Annotated in this window: 14 protein-coding genes and 1 pseudogene; 9 read left to right on the top strand and 6 right to left on the bottom strand. The window is 66.4% G+C overall.

What is annotated here, in order from left to right; all coding sequences use genetic code 11:
- Positions 1-25: 25 nt before the first annotated feature.
- From ACWF9G_RS23450 to ACWF9G_RS23430, 5 genes are all read right to left on the bottom strand, one after another.
- Entirely contained in the window at positions 26-1,510 is a 1,485-nt protein-coding gene (locus tag ACWF9G_RS23450) for an AlkA N-terminal domain-containing protein (RefSeq protein WP_452517934.1), read from the bottom strand.
- Between the two features lie 181 nt (positions 1,511-1,691).
- Positions 1,692-1,862: a YbdD/YjiX family protein gene (locus tag ACWF9G_RS23445; protein ID WP_355276576.1), complete on the bottom strand. Its 171-nt coding sequence runs from the start codon at positions 1,860-1,862 to the stop codon at positions 1,692-1,694.
- Between the two features lie 101 nt (positions 1,863-1,963).
- The gene (locus ACWF9G_RS23440; protein ID WP_452517899.1) at positions 1,964-4,216 is read right to left on the bottom strand and encodes a carbon starvation CstA family protein; all 2,253 of its coding nucleotides are present in this window, start codon (positions 4,214-4,216) and stop codon (positions 1,964-1,966) included.
- 124 nt (positions 4,217-4,340) lie between these two features.
- Positions 4,341-4,751: a VOC family protein gene (locus ACWF9G_RS23435; RefSeq protein WP_452517898.1), complete on the bottom strand. Its 411-nt coding sequence runs from the start codon at positions 4,749-4,751 to the stop codon at positions 4,341-4,343.
- A gap of 4 nt (positions 4,752-4,755) precedes the next feature.
- On the bottom strand, positions 4,756-5,598 hold the full coding sequence (locus ACWF9G_RS23430; RefSeq protein WP_452517897.1) for a helix-turn-helix domain-containing protein: 843 nt from the start codon (positions 5,596-5,598) through the stop codon (positions 4,756-4,758).
- A 375-nt stretch (positions 5,599-5,973) separates the two neighbouring features.
- On the opposite strand from ACWF9G_RS23430, the gene ACWF9G_RS23425 reads away from it, so the two are divergent.
- The 8 genes and pseudogenes from ACWF9G_RS23425 (at position 5,974) to ACWF9G_RS23390 (ending at position 14,000) form a co-directional block, all read left to right on the top strand.
- Positions 5,974-6,885 (top strand): quinone oxidoreductase family protein, encoded by a 912-nt coding sequence (locus ACWF9G_RS23425; protein WP_452517895.1) that lies wholly within the window; start codon positions 5,974-5,976, stop codon positions 6,883-6,885.
- Between the two features lie 80 nt (positions 6,886-6,965).
- Positions 6,966-8,045 (top strand): redox-regulated ATPase YchF, encoded by a 1,080-nt coding sequence (ychF, locus tag ACWF9G_RS23420; protein WP_379309270.1) that lies wholly within the window; start codon positions 6,966-6,968, stop codon positions 8,043-8,045.
- Between the two features lie 90 nt (positions 8,046-8,135).
- A complete protein-coding gene (locus tag ACWF9G_RS23415) occupies positions 8,136-9,224 on the top strand; it encodes a hypothetical protein (protein ID WP_452517893.1) in 1,089 nt (362 codons plus the stop codon).
- A gap of 4 nt (positions 9,225-9,228) precedes the next feature.
- Positions 9,229-9,595, top strand: a pseudogene (locus ACWF9G_RS23410) (DUF933 domain-containing protein); the annotation flags it as partial.
- A 19-nt stretch (positions 9,596-9,614) separates the two neighbouring features.
- Entirely contained in the window at positions 9,615-10,469 is an 855-nt protein-coding gene (locus tag ACWF9G_RS23405) for a hypothetical protein (protein WP_452517892.1), read from the top strand.
- Positions 10,470-10,582: 113 nt separating this feature from the next.
- Positions 10,583-12,343: an HNH endonuclease gene (locus ACWF9G_RS23400; RefSeq protein ID WP_452517890.1), complete on the top strand. Its 1,761-nt coding sequence runs from the start codon at positions 10,583-10,585 to the stop codon at positions 12,341-12,343.
- Between the two features lie 776 nt (positions 12,344-13,119).
- Positions 13,120-13,344, top strand: a complete 225-nt coding sequence (locus ACWF9G_RS23395) for a hypothetical protein (protein WP_452517888.1) — start codon at positions 13,120-13,122, stop codon at positions 13,342-13,344.
- A 233-nt stretch (positions 13,345-13,577) separates the two neighbouring features.
- On the top strand, positions 13,578-14,000 hold the full coding sequence (locus tag ACWF9G_RS23390) for a hypothetical protein (RefSeq protein ID WP_452517887.1): 423 nt from the start codon (positions 13,578-13,580) through the stop codon (positions 13,998-14,000).
- Here ACWF9G_RS23390 and ACWF9G_RS23385 read toward each other — a convergent pair.
- The gene (locus tag ACWF9G_RS23385) at positions 13,980-14,558 is read right to left on the bottom strand and encodes a TetR/AcrR family transcriptional regulator (protein WP_379309273.1); all 579 of its coding nucleotides are present in this window, start codon (positions 14,556-14,558) and stop codon (positions 13,980-13,982) included. The genes ACWF9G_RS23390 and ACWF9G_RS23385 overlap by 21 nt on opposite strands.
- 42 nt (positions 14,559-14,600) lie before the next feature.
- On the opposite strand from ACWF9G_RS23385, the gene ACWF9G_RS23380 reads away from it, so the two are divergent.
- Positions 14,601-15,455 carry a phytanoyl-CoA dioxygenase family protein gene (locus ACWF9G_RS23380; RefSeq protein WP_452517886.1) on the top strand — a complete coding sequence of 285 codons (855 nt, stop codon included), beginning with the start codon at positions 14,601-14,603 and terminating at the stop codon, positions 15,453-15,455.
- Positions 15,456-15,473: the final 18 nt, after the last annotated feature.

Genomic DNA, 15,473 nt, shown 5'->3' with positions numbered 1-15,473 from the left:
GATGTTTCGCTTCCAGTCGAAGGTTTTACCCGTGGACGAGCACGGCGCCGCGATGCGCGAGCGCCCGCTTCCACAGGTGCATGGACAGGTAGGAACGCCACGGCGTCCACCTGGTGGTGTTGTCGAGTTCGATGCCGGTCAGCGTCGCGCCCTGGCGGACCACCAGGTCGGTGCCGAGCAGGATGTCTGGATCGGCGAGCAGTCGCATGGTCACGTAGTCGGCGGTCCACGGCCCGACACCGTCGAGCGCGAGCAGATCGCGGCGCAGGTCGGCCGCGGTACGGCCGGTGTGCAGGGCCAGTTCTCCGTCGGCGATCGCCCGCGCTGCCGCGACGACGGCGGCGATCCGACGAGCCGGTCCGGTGAGCACCTCGGCGCCGCGCTCCGCGATCACCGACGGCGTCGGAAACAGCCGGGGCACCGCCCCGTCGATCCGCTCGCCGAGCGCCGCCACCAACCTTGCCGTGTGCGTGGCCGCCGCCTGCACCGAGATCTGCTGACCGATCATGGTGCGCAGCAACAACTCCGGACCGTCGAGGCAGCCGGGAACGCGGATGCCCGGCGTGAACCCGGCGCCGTGCCGGTCGGGTCCGCCGAGGGTGTCCGGACTACCGTCGCCGCTGATCCCCAGCGCGTCATCGATCCCCTGCGGATCGGCATCCAGGTCCAGCAGATGCCGTACCCGCGCCACCGTCGGCGCGAGGTCACGCATGTCGCGCAGCGCCAGCTCGGCCCGCACATGTCCCGGCTGGAACGACAGCCGGATCGTCGCGTGCCCGTGCGGTGTGCGCAGACTGCGCGTGTAGACGCCGTCTTCCCACACCTCCATGCCGGGCACGGTGTGCGCCGAGAGGAACCAGACCAGCCAGCCGGTATCGAGCGGTTCCCGATAAGGCAGCCGCAAGGTCAGCAGACCGGGCGTGGCCGGGGCGACGACATCCGAGCGCGGGGAACGGCGCGATTCGGTCCGCATGGTCGTCGGGCTCACCGCGAAGACCTCGCGCACGGTGTCGTTGAACTGGCGGATGCTCGCGAACCCGGCCGCGAAGGCGATGTCGGACATCGGCATCTCGGTGGTCTGGATGAGCAGCCGCGCGGTGTGCGCGCGATGCGCCCTGGCCAGCGCGAGCGGACCCGCGCCGAGCTCGGTGGTGAGCACCCGGGTGAGCTGACGCTGCGAGTAACCCAACGTCGCGGCCAGCGCCGGAACACCACCCCGCTCGATCACGCCGTCCCCGATCAACCGCATGGCCCGCGCGGCCAGATCGGCCCGCACATTCCACAGCGGTGACCCGGGCGCGGCGTCGGGCAGACACCGGCGGCAGGCGCGATAGCCGGCCTGCTGCGCCGCCGCCGCGGTCGGTAAGAACGAGACGTTGGCGCGCTTGGGCGTGATCGCCGGGCACGAGGGCCTGCAGTAGATGCCGGTCGTGCGCACCGCCGTGAAGAACTGCCCGTCGAAGCGGGAGTCCCGGGTCGACACCGCTCGGTAGCAGCGCTCGAAGTCCATCGCCGTGATCGTCACGGGTTCCACAATGCCCGCATCCACAGCGGGGTGCTAGCGGGAATCGGCCACTTATCCCCCGGGGCTCCGCTACGGATTTTCGCCGCTGATGAGGTCGCCCGGTCTGCATTGCGGCTCCCGGCGCGGCGCCGCGAGCGTGGGCACGCGAACCGCCCGGCGCCGACTCTCAGCAGCAGCGGGTGGTCGGATTCCGCTCGGCTTCGGCGTAGCGGTCCCGCCAGTACTGGCGCTCGCTCGGCACCGGACATCCAGGGTGCGTGCGCCGCAGGTGATCGACGTAGCGCTGATAGTCCTGACCACCGTTGATCGCGCTGTACCACCGGGCGACCCCACGCACGCCGCCCCACAGCCGGGCCAGCAGCGCGCGGGCATCGGGGCGGGACGCACGGGCGCGGACGGCCGATCCGATGAACCGGCCGTCCACATCCCGTGACGCACTCACGACACGTGCGCCGATCCGGGCGCGGTCACCTTGCCCTCGGCGATCAGCACGTCCCACTCCTTCTGCACGTCCTTCTCCGCGGCGGTCGCGAGGAAACCGCTGGGCGCGAAGATCTTCGACGGCTGCTCCTCGGATTCGGTGCTCGACACCGTGCCCGAGCGGATCGCCCGCGCGCAGACGATCGCGCCGACCGCGGCGACGATCAGCACCAGCACCGCGAACACGATCGAGAGCGTGCCCTGGATGAAGGTGTTGCGGATCGCGATGTCGACCTGTTCGGGTGTCTTCGCGGTCAGACAGCCCTTGCCCGCTTCCTTGGCGGCCTGGCACAGGCTGTGCTGCTTCCAGTATCCGAGCTTGGGATCTTCGGAGAAGATCTTCTGCCACGACGCGGTCATCGTGACGAGCAGATCCCAGGCCAGTGGGACGCCGGGAATCCAGGCCCACTTCCATTGGCCGCGTTTGACGATGATCGTCAGCACGATCGTCAGCGCGATCGCGGCGAGCAGCTGGTTGGCGATGCCGAACAGCGGGAAGAGCGCGTTGATGCCGCCGAACGGGTCGTTGACGCCCATCAGCAGCACGCCGCCCCAGCCCGCGACGACCAGCAGCGAGCACAGCCACGCGCCGACCCGCCACGACGGATCACGGAATTTCTTGAACCCGCCGCCGAAGTTACCCAGCGCGTCCGAGACCAGGAACCGCGCGACCCGGGTGCCCGCGTCGATCGTGGTGAGGATGAACAGCGCCTCGAACATGATCGCGAAGTGGTACCAGAACGCCTTCATGGACTCGCCGCCGAGGAACTTGTGGAAGACCTCGGAGATGCCGACAGCCAGGGTCGGCGCGCCACCGGTGCGGGAGATGATCGAGCTCTCACCCACGTCGGAGGCCGCGTCGGTGAACAGCTCCGGCGTCGCGGGCGGGTCGGACAGGCCGAGCGTATTGGTATAGGCCGCAGCCTTTTCCGGGGTGCCGCCGGTGAGACCGAGCGGCGCGTTCATACCGAAGTACAGGTGCTGATCGATGATCGAGGCCGTGATGATCGCCATCACCGCGACGAACGACTCCATCAGCATGCCGCCGTAGCCGATCATCCTGGCATTGGATTCCTTGGCCAGCAGCTTCGGCGTCGTCCCCGAGGAGACGAGCGCGTGGAAGCCCGACAGCGCGCCGCAGGCGATGGTGATGAACAGGAACGGGAACAGACTGCCCGCGAAGGCCGGACCCGTTCCGCTGAACGCGAATTCGGAGACCGCGGGCGCCTTCAGCACCGGCATGGTGATCAGGATGCCCGCCGCCAGCAGCACGATGGTGCCGATCTTCATGAACGTCGACAGGTAGTCGCGCGGGGCCAGCAGCAGCCACACCGGCAGCACCGAGGCGAAGAAGCCGTAGGCGATCAGGCACCAGGCGATGGTGGTGCGCGAGAGGGTGAACCAGTCGGCGCCCCACTCGGTTTCCGACACCCAGCCACCACCGACGATCGCCGCGAGCAGCAGCACGATGCCGATCGCGGAGACCTCACCGACCTTGCCAGGGCGCAGGAACCGCAGGTAGACGCCCATGAACAGGGCGATCGGGATGGTCATCGCGATGGAGAACACGCCCCACGGGCTCTCGCCGAGGGCATTGACGACGACCAGCGCGAGCACCGCGAGCAGGATCGTCATGATGGTCAGGATCGCCACGATCGCGGCGACACCGCCGACCGCGCCGAGCTCGTCGCGGGCCATCTGCCCGAGGCTGCGGCCGCGCCTGCGCGTGGATGCCCACAGCACCAGGTAGTCCTGCACCGCGCCGGCGAACACGACGCCGACCACGATCCAGATCGTGCCGGGCAGATAACCCATCTGCGCGGCGAGCACCGGGCCGACCAGCGGCCCGGCGCCGGCGATGGCGGCGAAGTGGTGACCGTAGAGCACCCGCCGGTCCATCGGCATGAAATCTTTGCCGTTGTCGTAGATCTCGGCAGGCGTGGCGACGTCGTCGCGCGGCTTGGTGATCTTCCATTCGATGAACCGCGCGTAGAACCGGTACGCGATGACGTAGGTACAGACCGCCGCGATGACGATCCACACCGCGTTGACCGACTCGCCGCGCACGAACGCGAGGTACGCCCACGCGATGGCGCCGAGTACGGCGATCCCCGCGAACACGGCCTTCTTGGCGGGCGTGATCGGCGTGCGATCGACGACACCGACCGGAGGTAAGTCCGGGTCGGTCCGCAGATATTCGATGGTCGCCATCAGTCAACTCTCCTGGTATAACGCGCAGAGCCTTGGGTGAAACATCGACAACGTAGCCGATCGGCCCAGCGCGCCGGACAGGATCACCCACCGTCGCGCCCAAGATGAAATTTTGTTCAGCTGGTCATTCGCCGCGGTAGGTGCCGAAGCTCCAGAGGTTGCCTTCGGGGTCGGCGGCGCTGAAACCGCGGGAGCCGTAGTCCTCGTCGCGCAGGCCGCGGATGATGCGGGCGCCCGCCGCGACCGCGCGATCGTGCAGGGCATCGGGTTCGTCGGTGACCAGGTAGAGCGAGGCGACGCCGGCCGGGCGGGAGCCGAAGGGGCTGTCGTCGCGGCCGGTGGAGCCGAACATGATGCCCCCGCCCGCGGTCCAGCGCAGTTCGCCGTGTTCGACGACCGACGCGTCGTCGTCTCTGGCGTAGACCGCCCTTACTTCGAAACCGAAGGCGGTGGTGAGGAATTCGATCATGGCGCGAGCGTCGTCGAAGGCGAGGCAGGGCCACACGGTGGTCTGGGTGTTGGTGGAAGTGTCCATGTCTTCAGCCTTCCGCTACGGGGGCGTTCGGGTCTTGGACGGATGGAATCTCCTCGGCCAGCCAGGTCGTCGGGGCGCAGCCGGCGAGCTCGGCGAAGTCGCGGTTCAGGTGGGCCTGGTCGTAGTAGCCGCAGGCGGCGGCGACCTGGGCGATGGAGACATAGGACGGTGTGTTCGCGAGCATCCGTCGCGCCCGTTCGAAGCGGATGATCCGGGCCGCCAGTTTCGGGCTAGCGCCGAACTCGGCGGTGAACTTGCGGGTCAGGTGCTGGCGGCTCCAGCCGATCCGCTCGGCCAGCGGGGTGATCTCGCAGGTGCCGCCGGTGCCGACCAGCGTGCGCCACGCCCAGGTGAGTTCGGGGCCCGCGAGGGCTTCGGAGCGCGCGGCCGCGGTCAGCGCGCGATCGCAGGCGGCGAAGCGGCCTGGCCAATCCGGTTGCGACTGCACGGCATCGGCGAGCTGGTCACCCAATGGCCCACTGGCGTCGGCACATTCGATCGACACGTCCCACAGTTCGCTCGCGGGCATCCCGAACAGGGCCCGGCTGCCCAGCGGAGTCAGCTCGATCGCGACGCCCTCCTGGAAACCGGTGTGCGCGATCATCGCCGGGCTCGCCTGCAAGCCGCTCAGCACGCAGCGGTAGTTGCCGGGGGCCTGGTGCGGGTCGGTCTGCTCGACGACGTCGATGGTGGGGCCGATGGCGACGATGAAGGTCATGTGCCGCGAGGGCAGGCCCCGGTGCAGGCCGGGTTCGAATCCCACGAGCCGGTAGCCGATATAGCGGTCGATGAACGCCGCGAGAATCGGTGCGGGGGCCGCGGTCACCACCTCCGTGGTCGCCTCCATACGGCAACGCTACGCCGGGAGTCGGGGCTGCGGCCATGGCTGCTGCGAGGATCGCGCAGGCACGGGCTCCGTCAGGGCCGGTTCGAATTCCGCCGCAGTGCTCCGAGTATTCACTGAACGCTCAGATGGTGCCTACGCCCTAGTAGTGGGTGCCGTAGGCCGCGCAGATGACACGGTGGCGGATGCGCCCGGCGCAACCGCAGCGGTGTGGCGTGACGCACGCGTCCGCTGCGCCGTCGCGGGGTAATCCTTTTGTGAAGGTGCTCTCCGTGCCCCGTGCACGGCGGTGAGATTTAGCACTCACAGGTCCGTGAGCTGTGGTTACGCGCACTCGGCCGGTTACCGTTGCGCCTTCGCTCAATCTCAGGAGGTGTCATGCGGCGAGTTCGGTACGAGCGCAGCGGTGGTCCGGAGGTGCTGGAGGTCGTCGCGGCCGAGGTGCCGGTGGCTGGTCCCGGTGAACTGCTGGTCAAGGTCGAGGCCATCGGGGTCACCCTGTCGGCGATCCGGCGGATGAGCGGTCCGCAGCAGTTGCGGGCCGAGGTGGCCGGTGAGGTCGTCGCGGTCGGTGACGGGGTCGACGGATACGCCCCGGGCTACCGTGTCGTCGGCCTGTGCGCCGCCGCCTACGCCGAATACGTCGTGCTGCCCGCCGATCAGGCGTCCGCGATTCCCGACGGCGCCTCCGCGGTCGACGCGGTCGCGTTGATGCGCAGCGGTCTGGTCGCGCTCGGCGCGCTCGACACCGCCGCGCCGCGCGAGGGCGAGACCGCCCTGATCACCGCCGCCGCCGGTGGCGTCGGCCACCTGGCCGTGCAGCTGGCCCGCGTCCGCGGTGCGGGCTGGGTCGTCGCCGCGGTGTCCGACGAGGCCAAGGCCGATTTCGTGCGCGGACTCGGCGCCGACGAGGTCGTCACCTACGACCAGTTGCAGGCTGCCAAGCAGGCCGACTTCGCCCTGGACGGCGTCGGCGGCACCGGCCTGGGCGCCGCGCTCGGTGCGCTCGCCGAGGGTGGACGGGTCGTCACCTACGGCACCGGCGGCGGACTCATCGACACCGAGGACCTGCTGGCGGGCGGCAAGACGCTGTCCGGTTTCCGCATCGGCCGCCTCGCCCAGCGCGACCCCGCCCGCTACGAGGACCTGCGCCAGGAGGTGTGGCAGTTCTACGCCTCCGGCCTGCTGCACCCCGTCGTGCACGCCGAGTTCGCCCTCGACGACGCCGCGGCCGCGCACGCGATCATCGAGCAGCGCGCCAACCTGGGCAAGGTCGTCCTGGTTCCGTGATCACCGTCGGCCCGCCCCGCCTGTGCGGGGCGGGTTCCGGTGGTTCGGCGACAGGCCGCACCGCGTAGACTCTGCTCCTCGTGAGCCTCACCCTCGGAATCGTCGGCCTGCCCAACGTCGGAAAGTCGACGCTGTTCAACGCGCTGACCAAGAACGACGTGCTGGCCGCGAACTACCCGTTCGCGACCATCGAGCCCAACGTCGGCGTGGTCCCGCTGCCGGATCCGCGCCTGGACAAGCTGGCCGAGATCTTCGGTTCCGAGAAGATCGTGCCCGCCGTCGTGTCGTTCGTCGACATCGCCGGCATCGTGAAGGGCGCCTCCGAGGGCGCTGGCCTCGGCAACAAGTTCCTGGCCAACATCCGTGAGGCCGACGCCATCTGCCAGGTGGTGCGCGTGTTCGCCGACGACGACGTGGTGCACGTCGACGGCCGCGTCGACGCCGCCGCCGACATCGAGGTCATCGAGACCGAGCTGATCCTCGCCGACCTGCAGACCCTCGAGAAGGCCATCCCGCGCCTCGAGAAGGAAGCCAAGGTCAAGAAGGACCGCAAGCCCCTGCTCGACGCCGCCAAGACCGCCCAGGAATTCCTCGACGCGGGCACCACCCTGTTCGCCGCGGGCAAGAAGATCGACGCCGACCTGCTGCGCGAACTCTCGCTGCTCACCATCAAGCCGTTCCTCTACGTCTTCAACGCCGACGAATCCGTCCTCACCGACGAGGCCAAGGTCGCCGAGCTCAAGGCCTCCGTAGCCCCCGCCGACGCCGTCTTCCTCGACGCCAAGGTCGAAGCCGAACTCCTGGAACTCGACGACGAATCCGCCCTCGAACTCCTCGAGTCCATCGGCCAGACCGAACCCGGCCTGCACGCCCTGGCCCGCGCCGGCTTCCACACCCTCGGCCTGCAGACCTACCTCACCGCAGGCCCCAAGGAAGCCCGAGCCTGGACCATCCACCAGGGCGACACCGCCCCCAAAGCGGCCGGTGTCATCCACACCGATTTCGAACGCGGCTTCATCAAGGCCGAACTCGTCGCCTACAACGACCTGGTCGACGCGGGTTCCATGGCGGCGGCCAAGGCCGCGGGCAAGGTCCGCATGGAAGGCAAGGACTACGTCATGGCGGACGGCGACGTCGTGGAGTTCCGCTTCAACGTGTAATTCGTCGCGCCGGGAATTGAAGGAGCCCCAGGCGCATGAATTGCTTCAGAGGCGGCACTGGGGCGTTCCCGGTCAGGATAGCATCTGTGGGTGCCAGGGGACTATTTCGCGACCGATGTGTGGGGCCTGCTGTCCGAGCACAGGCTCGACCCCTTTCTCAAGGTTGCAGACGGCGACCGCGAAGCTGCTCTGGACCTCTACGCATGGTCGAGTCGAACAGCTGCGGTCTCGTTCGAGGTGGTCGGGCACCTCGAAGTGCTGTTGCGTAACGCACTGGACCGGGAGCTCCGAACTCACTTCGATGAGATTTCGACCGGAATTCCGTGGTTTCTGATGCCGGTTCCCGACGGCGCCGATCTGTCGGTCGCCGTGGAGACAGTGCGGACGCGACTGCGGCCGATGAATCGTGAGTCGCGACATCAAATCGTCGCCGGTCTCAGTTTTGGATTCTGGTCAGGTTTGCTTGGTCGCAAATACGAGCAACTCTGGCGTGACTGCCTCCACCGTGCCTTCCCGAACTCATCGGGCCAACGCAGGCAACTCGCGGCAGCAGTCGAGGGCGTGCGCAAGTTCAGAAACCGGCTGGCGCATCATGACAGCCTGTTGAACGTCGATGTTCCGTTCGAGATCCGCCGAGTCCTCGAGGTTGCCGGGTACATCGACCTGTCGGCCGCGAAGTGGCTACAGCAGGTGAGCACGGCAATGGACCAGTACGCGCAGCGCCCGATCGCAGTCGCCGACACTGCCGTGGTGGCTGCGAAGGACGCTTGGCCGCTGTACCAGCGAAGCTACGCGTATGTCTGCCAGCCGGGCCGCTTCTTTCGGCCGGTGGACCGTCTCGCTTTCTACGTCGACTCTCGCATCCAGGTCGACATCCCGCGCATTCAGCATCGGCGTGACAATGTCGATTGGTCCGAGGGCTCCGCAGATCGATTGCGCGCCTCGGCAGACCCGATCGACCGCAAGGTTGCTCGGGTAATCGACGAATCACGGTCGGAGGGGTGGACCGACGGAACCTACCAGGTTTTTCTGCTGACGCGCCCTGGCGATCCAGTGCATCGACAACTGGTCAGCCCGTTGCCGCACCACGGCATCGGTCGTGGCTCTGCCTTCACACAGCGCCAGCGCTATGTATCGCTGCACGCGCTCGAGACCTCGACCTCGACAACTGACCTTTGAGCTGCTGGTCGAACTCCTCGAGTTGATCGGCCAGACCGAACCCGGCCTGCACGCCCTGGCCCGCGCCGGCTTCCACACCCTCGGCCTGCAGACCTACCTCACCGCAGGCCCCAAGGAAGCCCGAGCCTGGACCATCCACCAGGGCGACACCGCCCCCAAGGCCGCAGGCGTCATCCACACGGACTTCGAACGCGGGCTTCATCAAGGCCGAACTCGTCGCTTACGACGATCTGTTCGAGGCCGGTTCGATGGCGGCCGCTAAGGTCGCGGGCAAGGTTCGTATGGAGGGCAAGGATTACGTCATGGCCGACGGCGCCGTCGTGGAGTTCCGTTTTCAAACAACGTCAGGTGGTAAGGCAGCCGCGAAGTAGGCCGGACCTCCGTACAAACATGCAGGTAGACGACTTCTTCATCGAGGCGTGGGACAGCCATGACCCGTGGGGTGCTGGCTCGCCGAAGCTCTCCTTGCGGGCGGACCTCCTGAACAGCCTTCGCAGTGGACCGCTACCAGACGAAGATGATCTCGCCACCGCGATATCCCTTGCGCGCCTGGTGCACGGTGAGTTGGAAGCGTACGGCACAGATGGCGCGGAGCGGCTGAGCAACGACGAGATTTCGGTCGCACAGCGAAGTCTCCGCGCGACATTGGAGCGGCACGGGATTCGGCTGTCGTTGCCGTGGAGGGACTACAGCACGTTTCGTAGTTACTGGCTTCGGCATGGGGCTTCGGGCTCGTGGCAGGCCCGAAGAGACATCGTCAACACGTTCTTCGATCCCGTCTTCGAGCAGCTGTACCAACTTGAGGAAGCGGCCTTCTCGGCCGATACGGCGGTAGCGGTGTCGCCGCACGCGGGCACTGGTTGGCACGCAGTCGATACGGAAATTGCTGAGCTGCGGAAACGGTTCCGGTCAGCCATCACGCCGCAAGATTTCCGCGATGTAGGGAACAGGTGTGTAGCGGTGCTGGAGGCGTTGAGTCGAACGGTCTACGACCCGGCGAAGCACTTGCGCGAGGGCGAGACCGAGCCACCGGTGGACAAGACCAAGCAGCGACTCGGCCGCTACGTTGAGGACTCGCTTGCGGGCAAGGACAACGAGGAAGTCCGTGGTGTCGCGAACAAGGTGTCCGAGCTGGCTCACAAGGTGAAGCACCGGCCGTTGCCCAGCCGCCGAGACGCCGGGATCGTGGCCGACGCCGTGATCCTGCTCGCGAACATCCTTCGGCGGGTCGATCAGGATCAGTGATCGCGGGAGACCGTGGCGGCACAGCTCATGGGATGAGCTGGCCGGTGGTCTTGCTTGTGCGGCAACGTCCGATGCTGTCACCGGGCGATGGTCAAATGGGATGAGGAGGCCTCATGCTCATTAAGTGCGCTGATTGCGACACGATGTTCGACCCTCGACCCACAGGGCGCGGGCCGAGCCGTCAGCGGTGTGCGGAACACGTCAAGCGCCGTAAGGCTGAGTTGATCCGCGCGCGTGACGCGCTCAACCGGGCCAAGAAGTATGGGGTTGAGGCGGAACTCGTTATCGCGCGAGAGGTGTTCGGGCGAGATGGCTGGGTGTGTCACCTGTGCGGCGAGCTGATACCGGAGCCCTTGCGAACAACCCGACTTCTTGGCGGCAAACATGACCCGCTGTCCCCGGCCGTCGACCATGTGATCCCTCTGTCCAGAGGTGGCCCCCACACGATGGAAAATTGTTGTGCTGCTCATTGGACGTGCAATGCGCGCAAATCCGACATCGAGCGAGCCGAGATCAGGGCGGAACTGCCTGCTGACCGACCTGCGCTCCGAGGTCCGGCGGGGGGTCGTGAATGCAAGCTCGATGGGTGCCAGCGCCCAGTCGCTGGGCGCGCACTGTGCCAGTCGCACCTCCGGCGCTGGAAGAAATATGGTGACCCGAACAAGGTCAAATGCGCTTGCGGGTGCGGTGAAGTGCTAACCGTCGCGGCCAGCGTCACTGTCGCTGTCGTATATCTCGACGGTCACGGCGTCGCGACCGGAGCTGCGGTTTCTCCGGCGGTGAAGTTGAGGAGGGGGCTTGTCGCTCAGCCGGTTTCGGAGCGCGGCAAGACCTTGTATGGGCTCACGGGCGACTGCCAAGTGTGGACCGGCTCCAAGAATGAGGTTGGGTACGGGCGCATGTATGTGCGTGTGCCAGGTCAGAAACGTAAGGGGCGCGTTATCCAGGTTCACCGCCTCGCGTACGAGCTCGCGAACGGTGAGGGTTCAGCGCTCAATCTCACGATTGACCACTTATGCGGTGTCCCGTTGTGCTGCAATCCTCGGCATCTTGAGGCGGTGACAATTGGTGAGAACCTGAGGCGCGCCGCAATGGTGATTCTCGCTTGCCCACAGGGGCACCCCTACGACGACGAGAACACGGACTACAGCCCGGACGGTCATAGGCGGTGCCGCCAGTGCAATACGGACCGATACCACTTCGAAAAGCACGGGCACGAATTTCTTGCTGACCCTGAGAATGCGAGCGAGCTGCGCCGACGGTGCCTCATCTGTTGGGAACGTGAGGAATCGACACCGCAGTACTGCCCGCAGGGACATGAATATACGCCCGAGAACAAGCGAATTGGCAGTGGCGGAAAGCGATACTGCCAGCAATGTGCGTGGGATAGAACGCATATCCCGGACTACGGGCACTCATTCGTTCCTGACCCGGACGGACCGGTCAAGAAACGGTGTTGCCTCACCTGTCGTAAGCTGAACCCACCCCCAACGCATTGCGTCAACGGTCACAAATTCACCAAGGCGACAACGGAATATACTGCAAAGGGGTGGCGCAGGTGTGTGCTGTGCCGCCTCAATGCTGATCATGTTCCGAAGCATGGGCACGAGTATGTGACTGATACGAGCAACCCGACGACGGTGCGTCGTTGCCGCGTATGTTTTCTGGCCAAACACGCAGTGTCTCGGTTTTGTCCGTACGGCCATGAGTTCACGCCGGAGAACACGAGGCTGAAGAATGGGTGGCGCAACTGCCGGACCTGCGAACGCAACAGAGGGCACCGCAAGCTTTTCGATCACGATTTCTTACTCGATCCACGCAGCGGAAAGCAGACGCGTTGTCAGACCTGTGCGCAAGCCCGCGCGGCAAGCTAGAGATTTCCCCTCGGCGGGATCTTCCGTCGCTCCAGTGCTCCCCGGATGAGCGCTCGGGTGGCGTCGTTGTAGGCGGCTTGGTCGGCCAGCAGGGTGACGTCTTCTCGTGCAAGGCGATCTCGGATGGACGGGTGATGGTCAACTCAGCGCTGACGGTTTCGGTGAGCACTTGGGTGCGGTCGTATGCTCTCGCGGCCCCGAGGCGCAACCGGGACAGGTTTCCCACCTTCGCCTTGGTGTACTCCTCGTGCAGCAGCTCGACGGGCATCTCTATGTCGAACAGGACGACCTCGGTGCCTTTCGGCACCGACACCGGGGGGCCCGGCCGAACACATCGGCCCTGGTGAGAATCGCGCGAACGATGTCGATCACGGCCGTGGTCTTGCCTGCCTTGCGCTCGGCGAACAGCCCGACGTGCAAGTCCTGCCGCCACAGCCCCTCGGTGATCCACGGATCACTCGGCGGAGCGTAGGTCTCCAGGTTGATTGACTCGGGCAGTTCGAGCCTTGTGGGGTTCCGCAGCGGAGTACCAGCAGCGCCGTCGAAGAACAAAGTCCTTGGAACGCGCCGACGCCTGCACTACGGTGCCAGACGTGGGCGACCTACAGACGCCACAATCTGGCCTTGTGCAGGGCACAAAATCGGGCGAGCGCCCCTGGTGTCAGGGGCGACGGAACCTGGGTCTGTGGACTGGGGCGATGCGGCGCATAGCGTGATCTTGGCAGCTTTTCGGGGTAGTTGAGCAGTTCGAAAAACTAGAGCAGAAGGAATTTTTGATGAAACGATCACTCGCCGCGGTCACTCTGGCCGGCGCGCTCATGCTGGCCCCGGTGGCCACCGCGAATGCACAGCCCTCTGCCCCGGCCCCCGCAAAGGCTGCGGCCACCCCCGCCGCAGCCGAACCGGTTGCCCTGCCGCCCGACTTCAACCCCTTCCATGTCCTTCTGGAACTGCTTCATACCGGATCGTCCAGCCTCAGCGGCGGATCGAAGGTGTCCTGAGGCTCTGGGCGAAGAAGGGCCATCCGCGCACAACGGCCGCCGCACCGATCTGGTGCTGCGGCCGTTTCGCGTTCAGCCGCAGCCGTTTGGGGTTTGACGATCAACGTTGAAGCGGCACGATCCGTGGGGCGAAATCTGACCTATCGCTTGCGGTTTCCGGAGCAAGTTGTAGTCGAGGTCCGCTTCAACGTGTCAACGCGGACGGTCGATGCTGATGCCGAGGCGGTAGCGGAATGCCATATGTCTTCAACGACTTGCTGTCTCGGCTCGTCGGATGTCGGCTGTATTCGGTCCAGTTCGTCATCGATTATGTCCAGCTCCGGTTCGATTCGGACGAGACCGACGACCAGCCGCTGCTGAACTGCGACGTCTGGCCTGTCGTCCTCGCGCCGGGGAGGACGCTGAGCAACGGCATGGACGGGTACTCCGACGCACTCAGGCAGCTGATCTGCCAGCGGGTGGTCGATACATTCGAACAATCGGCGGGTGGCCTCAGGATCGAGTTCGAGTCGCTGGCTTTGGTTTTTCGTCCGGAACCTGGCGAGATCCAGGGGCCGGAGATCGCATCGTTGTTCGGGTTCGTAGATCATCGATGGATGACCTGGCGACCTGGCGAAGAAGCATTCGAGTACCTGTCAGGCGATTCCGAGGGCTGAGGCGGTCAGGCGCCATAGGCGGTCGGCTGCTTGCTGCTGGTCGGCGGGGGGCGTCGATCGGAGTTGCTGGGCGATGCCGTGGCGTAGGCCGCCGATGACGTAGGCGCCTGCGCTGGCGGGGTCGAGGGCGGTGGGGAGCTGGCCGAGGGATTGGCCGTGGCGGATGTTGTCGGCGGCCATGGCGCTCATGGTTTCGATGTGGACGGCTTCGAGTTCGGCGAGGTCGGGGTCGAGGGCGGCGCGGGTCAGCAGGATGGGGGCCAGCGGGTCGGCGAAGTGGTAGGCGACGAAGAGCTGGGTGCGTTCGCGTTCGCGGGTGGCCCAGTCGGCGTCGGCGGGGAGGTGGGCGTCGGCGATGGCGTGGCGGAGGCCGTCGTAGAAGCCGTCGTAGATCGCGGCGAGGAGTCCGCTCTTGGAGCCGAAGTGGTGATAGAGCGCACCCGTGCTCAGCTTGGCCCTGCGGGTGAGCGCGCTCAGTTCCAGTACGCCGTTGCCGCGGACCAGTTCCTCGCGTGCGGCGGTGAGAAGTTGTTGACGTCCGATCGGGGCACGTGCCATATTCGAAACATAACAGAACTCAGTTATGTTCTAGGAGTCGCCGTGAGCAGCGAAGTGTCCTCGTTGACCGATTTGGGTGGCGATCTGGCCGGGACATACCGGCGGACCGTGAGCAGTGGGACGACGATCGATCCGGCTCGCGCCGAAGCGGACCTGGCCGCGGTGCTGCGCGACGGGTACGTCGTCCTGCCGGACCTGCTCACGCCGGACCAGCTGGACGGCATCCGCGAATCCGTGGGCCCGCTGCTGGATCGGCACGGGCGCAATCATTTCGAGGGCCACACCACCCAGCGGGTGTACAGCGTGCTGAACAAGACAGCCGGCTGTGATCGCATCGCCGACCACCCGCGAGTGCTGGCGCTGCTCGATCGGCTGTTCCTGCCGAACTATCTGCTGTCGATGCTGCAGGTGATCAACATCCTGCCCGGTGAGCAGGCGCAGATGCTGCACACCGACGACGGCTTCTATCCGATTCCGCGACCGCGGGCCGCGCTCGGCGCGGCCACGATCTGGGCGATCGACGACTTCACCGCCGACAACGGCGCCACCGACATCATCGCGGGCAGTCATCGGTGGGGCGATCGGCTGCCCGCGGAATCCGATCGCGCGCCCGTGGTGATGTCGGCGGGTTCGTGTGTGTTCTTCCTCGGCACCTTGTGGCACGGCGGTGGCGCCAACCGAAGCGATCGGCCGCGCTTGGCCGTGACCGCGCAATACTGTGAGCCGTGGCTGCGCCCTCAGGAGGCGTTCACGCTCTCGACCACCCGGGACACCGCGCGCCGGGTGTCCGAAGACCTTCGGCGCATGCTCGGCTACAGCATCCACCCGCCCTTCATCGGTCAAGTCGACGGCATGCATCCGAAGCGGCTGCTGGAACCCGGCGCCCAGGCGCTGTAATCCGGTGCGCCGGAGGTG

It is taken from the genome of Nocardia sp. NPDC055029 (assembly GCF_053608525.1).
The sequence above is the reverse complement of the archived record's forward strand: the minus strand, read 5'-3'. Positions and strand labels throughout refer to the sequence as shown.

Bases quoted from the DNA above. Each gene is read 5' to 3' on its own strand.
- ACWF9G_RS23450 (WP_452517934.1), bottom strand. From the start codon at position 1,510: ATGGACTTCGAGCGCTGCTACCGAGCGGTGTCGACCCGGGACTCCCGC.
- ACWF9G_RS23440 (WP_452517899.1), bottom strand. From the start codon at position 4,216: ATGGCGACCATCGAATATCTGCGGACCGACCCGGACTTACCTCCGGTC.
- ACWF9G_RS23435 (WP_452517898.1), bottom strand. From the start codon at position 4,751: ATGGACACTTCCACCAACACCCAGACCACCGTGTGGCCCTGCCTCGCC.
- ACWF9G_RS23430 (WP_452517897.1), bottom strand. From the start codon at position 5,598: ATGGAGGCGACCACGGAGGTGGTGACCGCGGCCCCCGCACCGATTCTC.
- ACWF9G_RS23425 (WP_452517895.1), top strand. From the start codon at position 5,974: ATGCGGCGAGTTCGGTACGAGCGCAGCGGTGGTCCGGAGGTGCTGGAG.
- ACWF9G_RS23405 (WP_452517892.1), top strand. From the start codon at position 9,615: ATGCAGGTAGACGACTTCTTCATCGAGGCGTGGGACAGCCATGACCCG.
- ACWF9G_RS23400 (WP_452517890.1), top strand. From the start codon at position 10,583: ATGCTCATTAAGTGCGCTGATTGCGACACGATGTTCGACCCTCGACCC.
- ACWF9G_RS23395 (WP_452517888.1), top strand. From the start codon at position 13,120: ATGAAACGATCACTCGCCGCGGTCACTCTGGCCGGCGCGCTCATGCTG.
- ACWF9G_RS23390 (WP_452517887.1), top strand. From the start codon at position 13,578: ATGCCATATGTCTTCAACGACTTGCTGTCTCGGCTCGTCGGATGTCGG.
- ACWF9G_RS23385 (WP_379309273.1), bottom strand. From the start codon at position 14,558: ATGGCACGTGCCCCGATCGGACGTCAACAACTTCTCACCGCCGCACGC.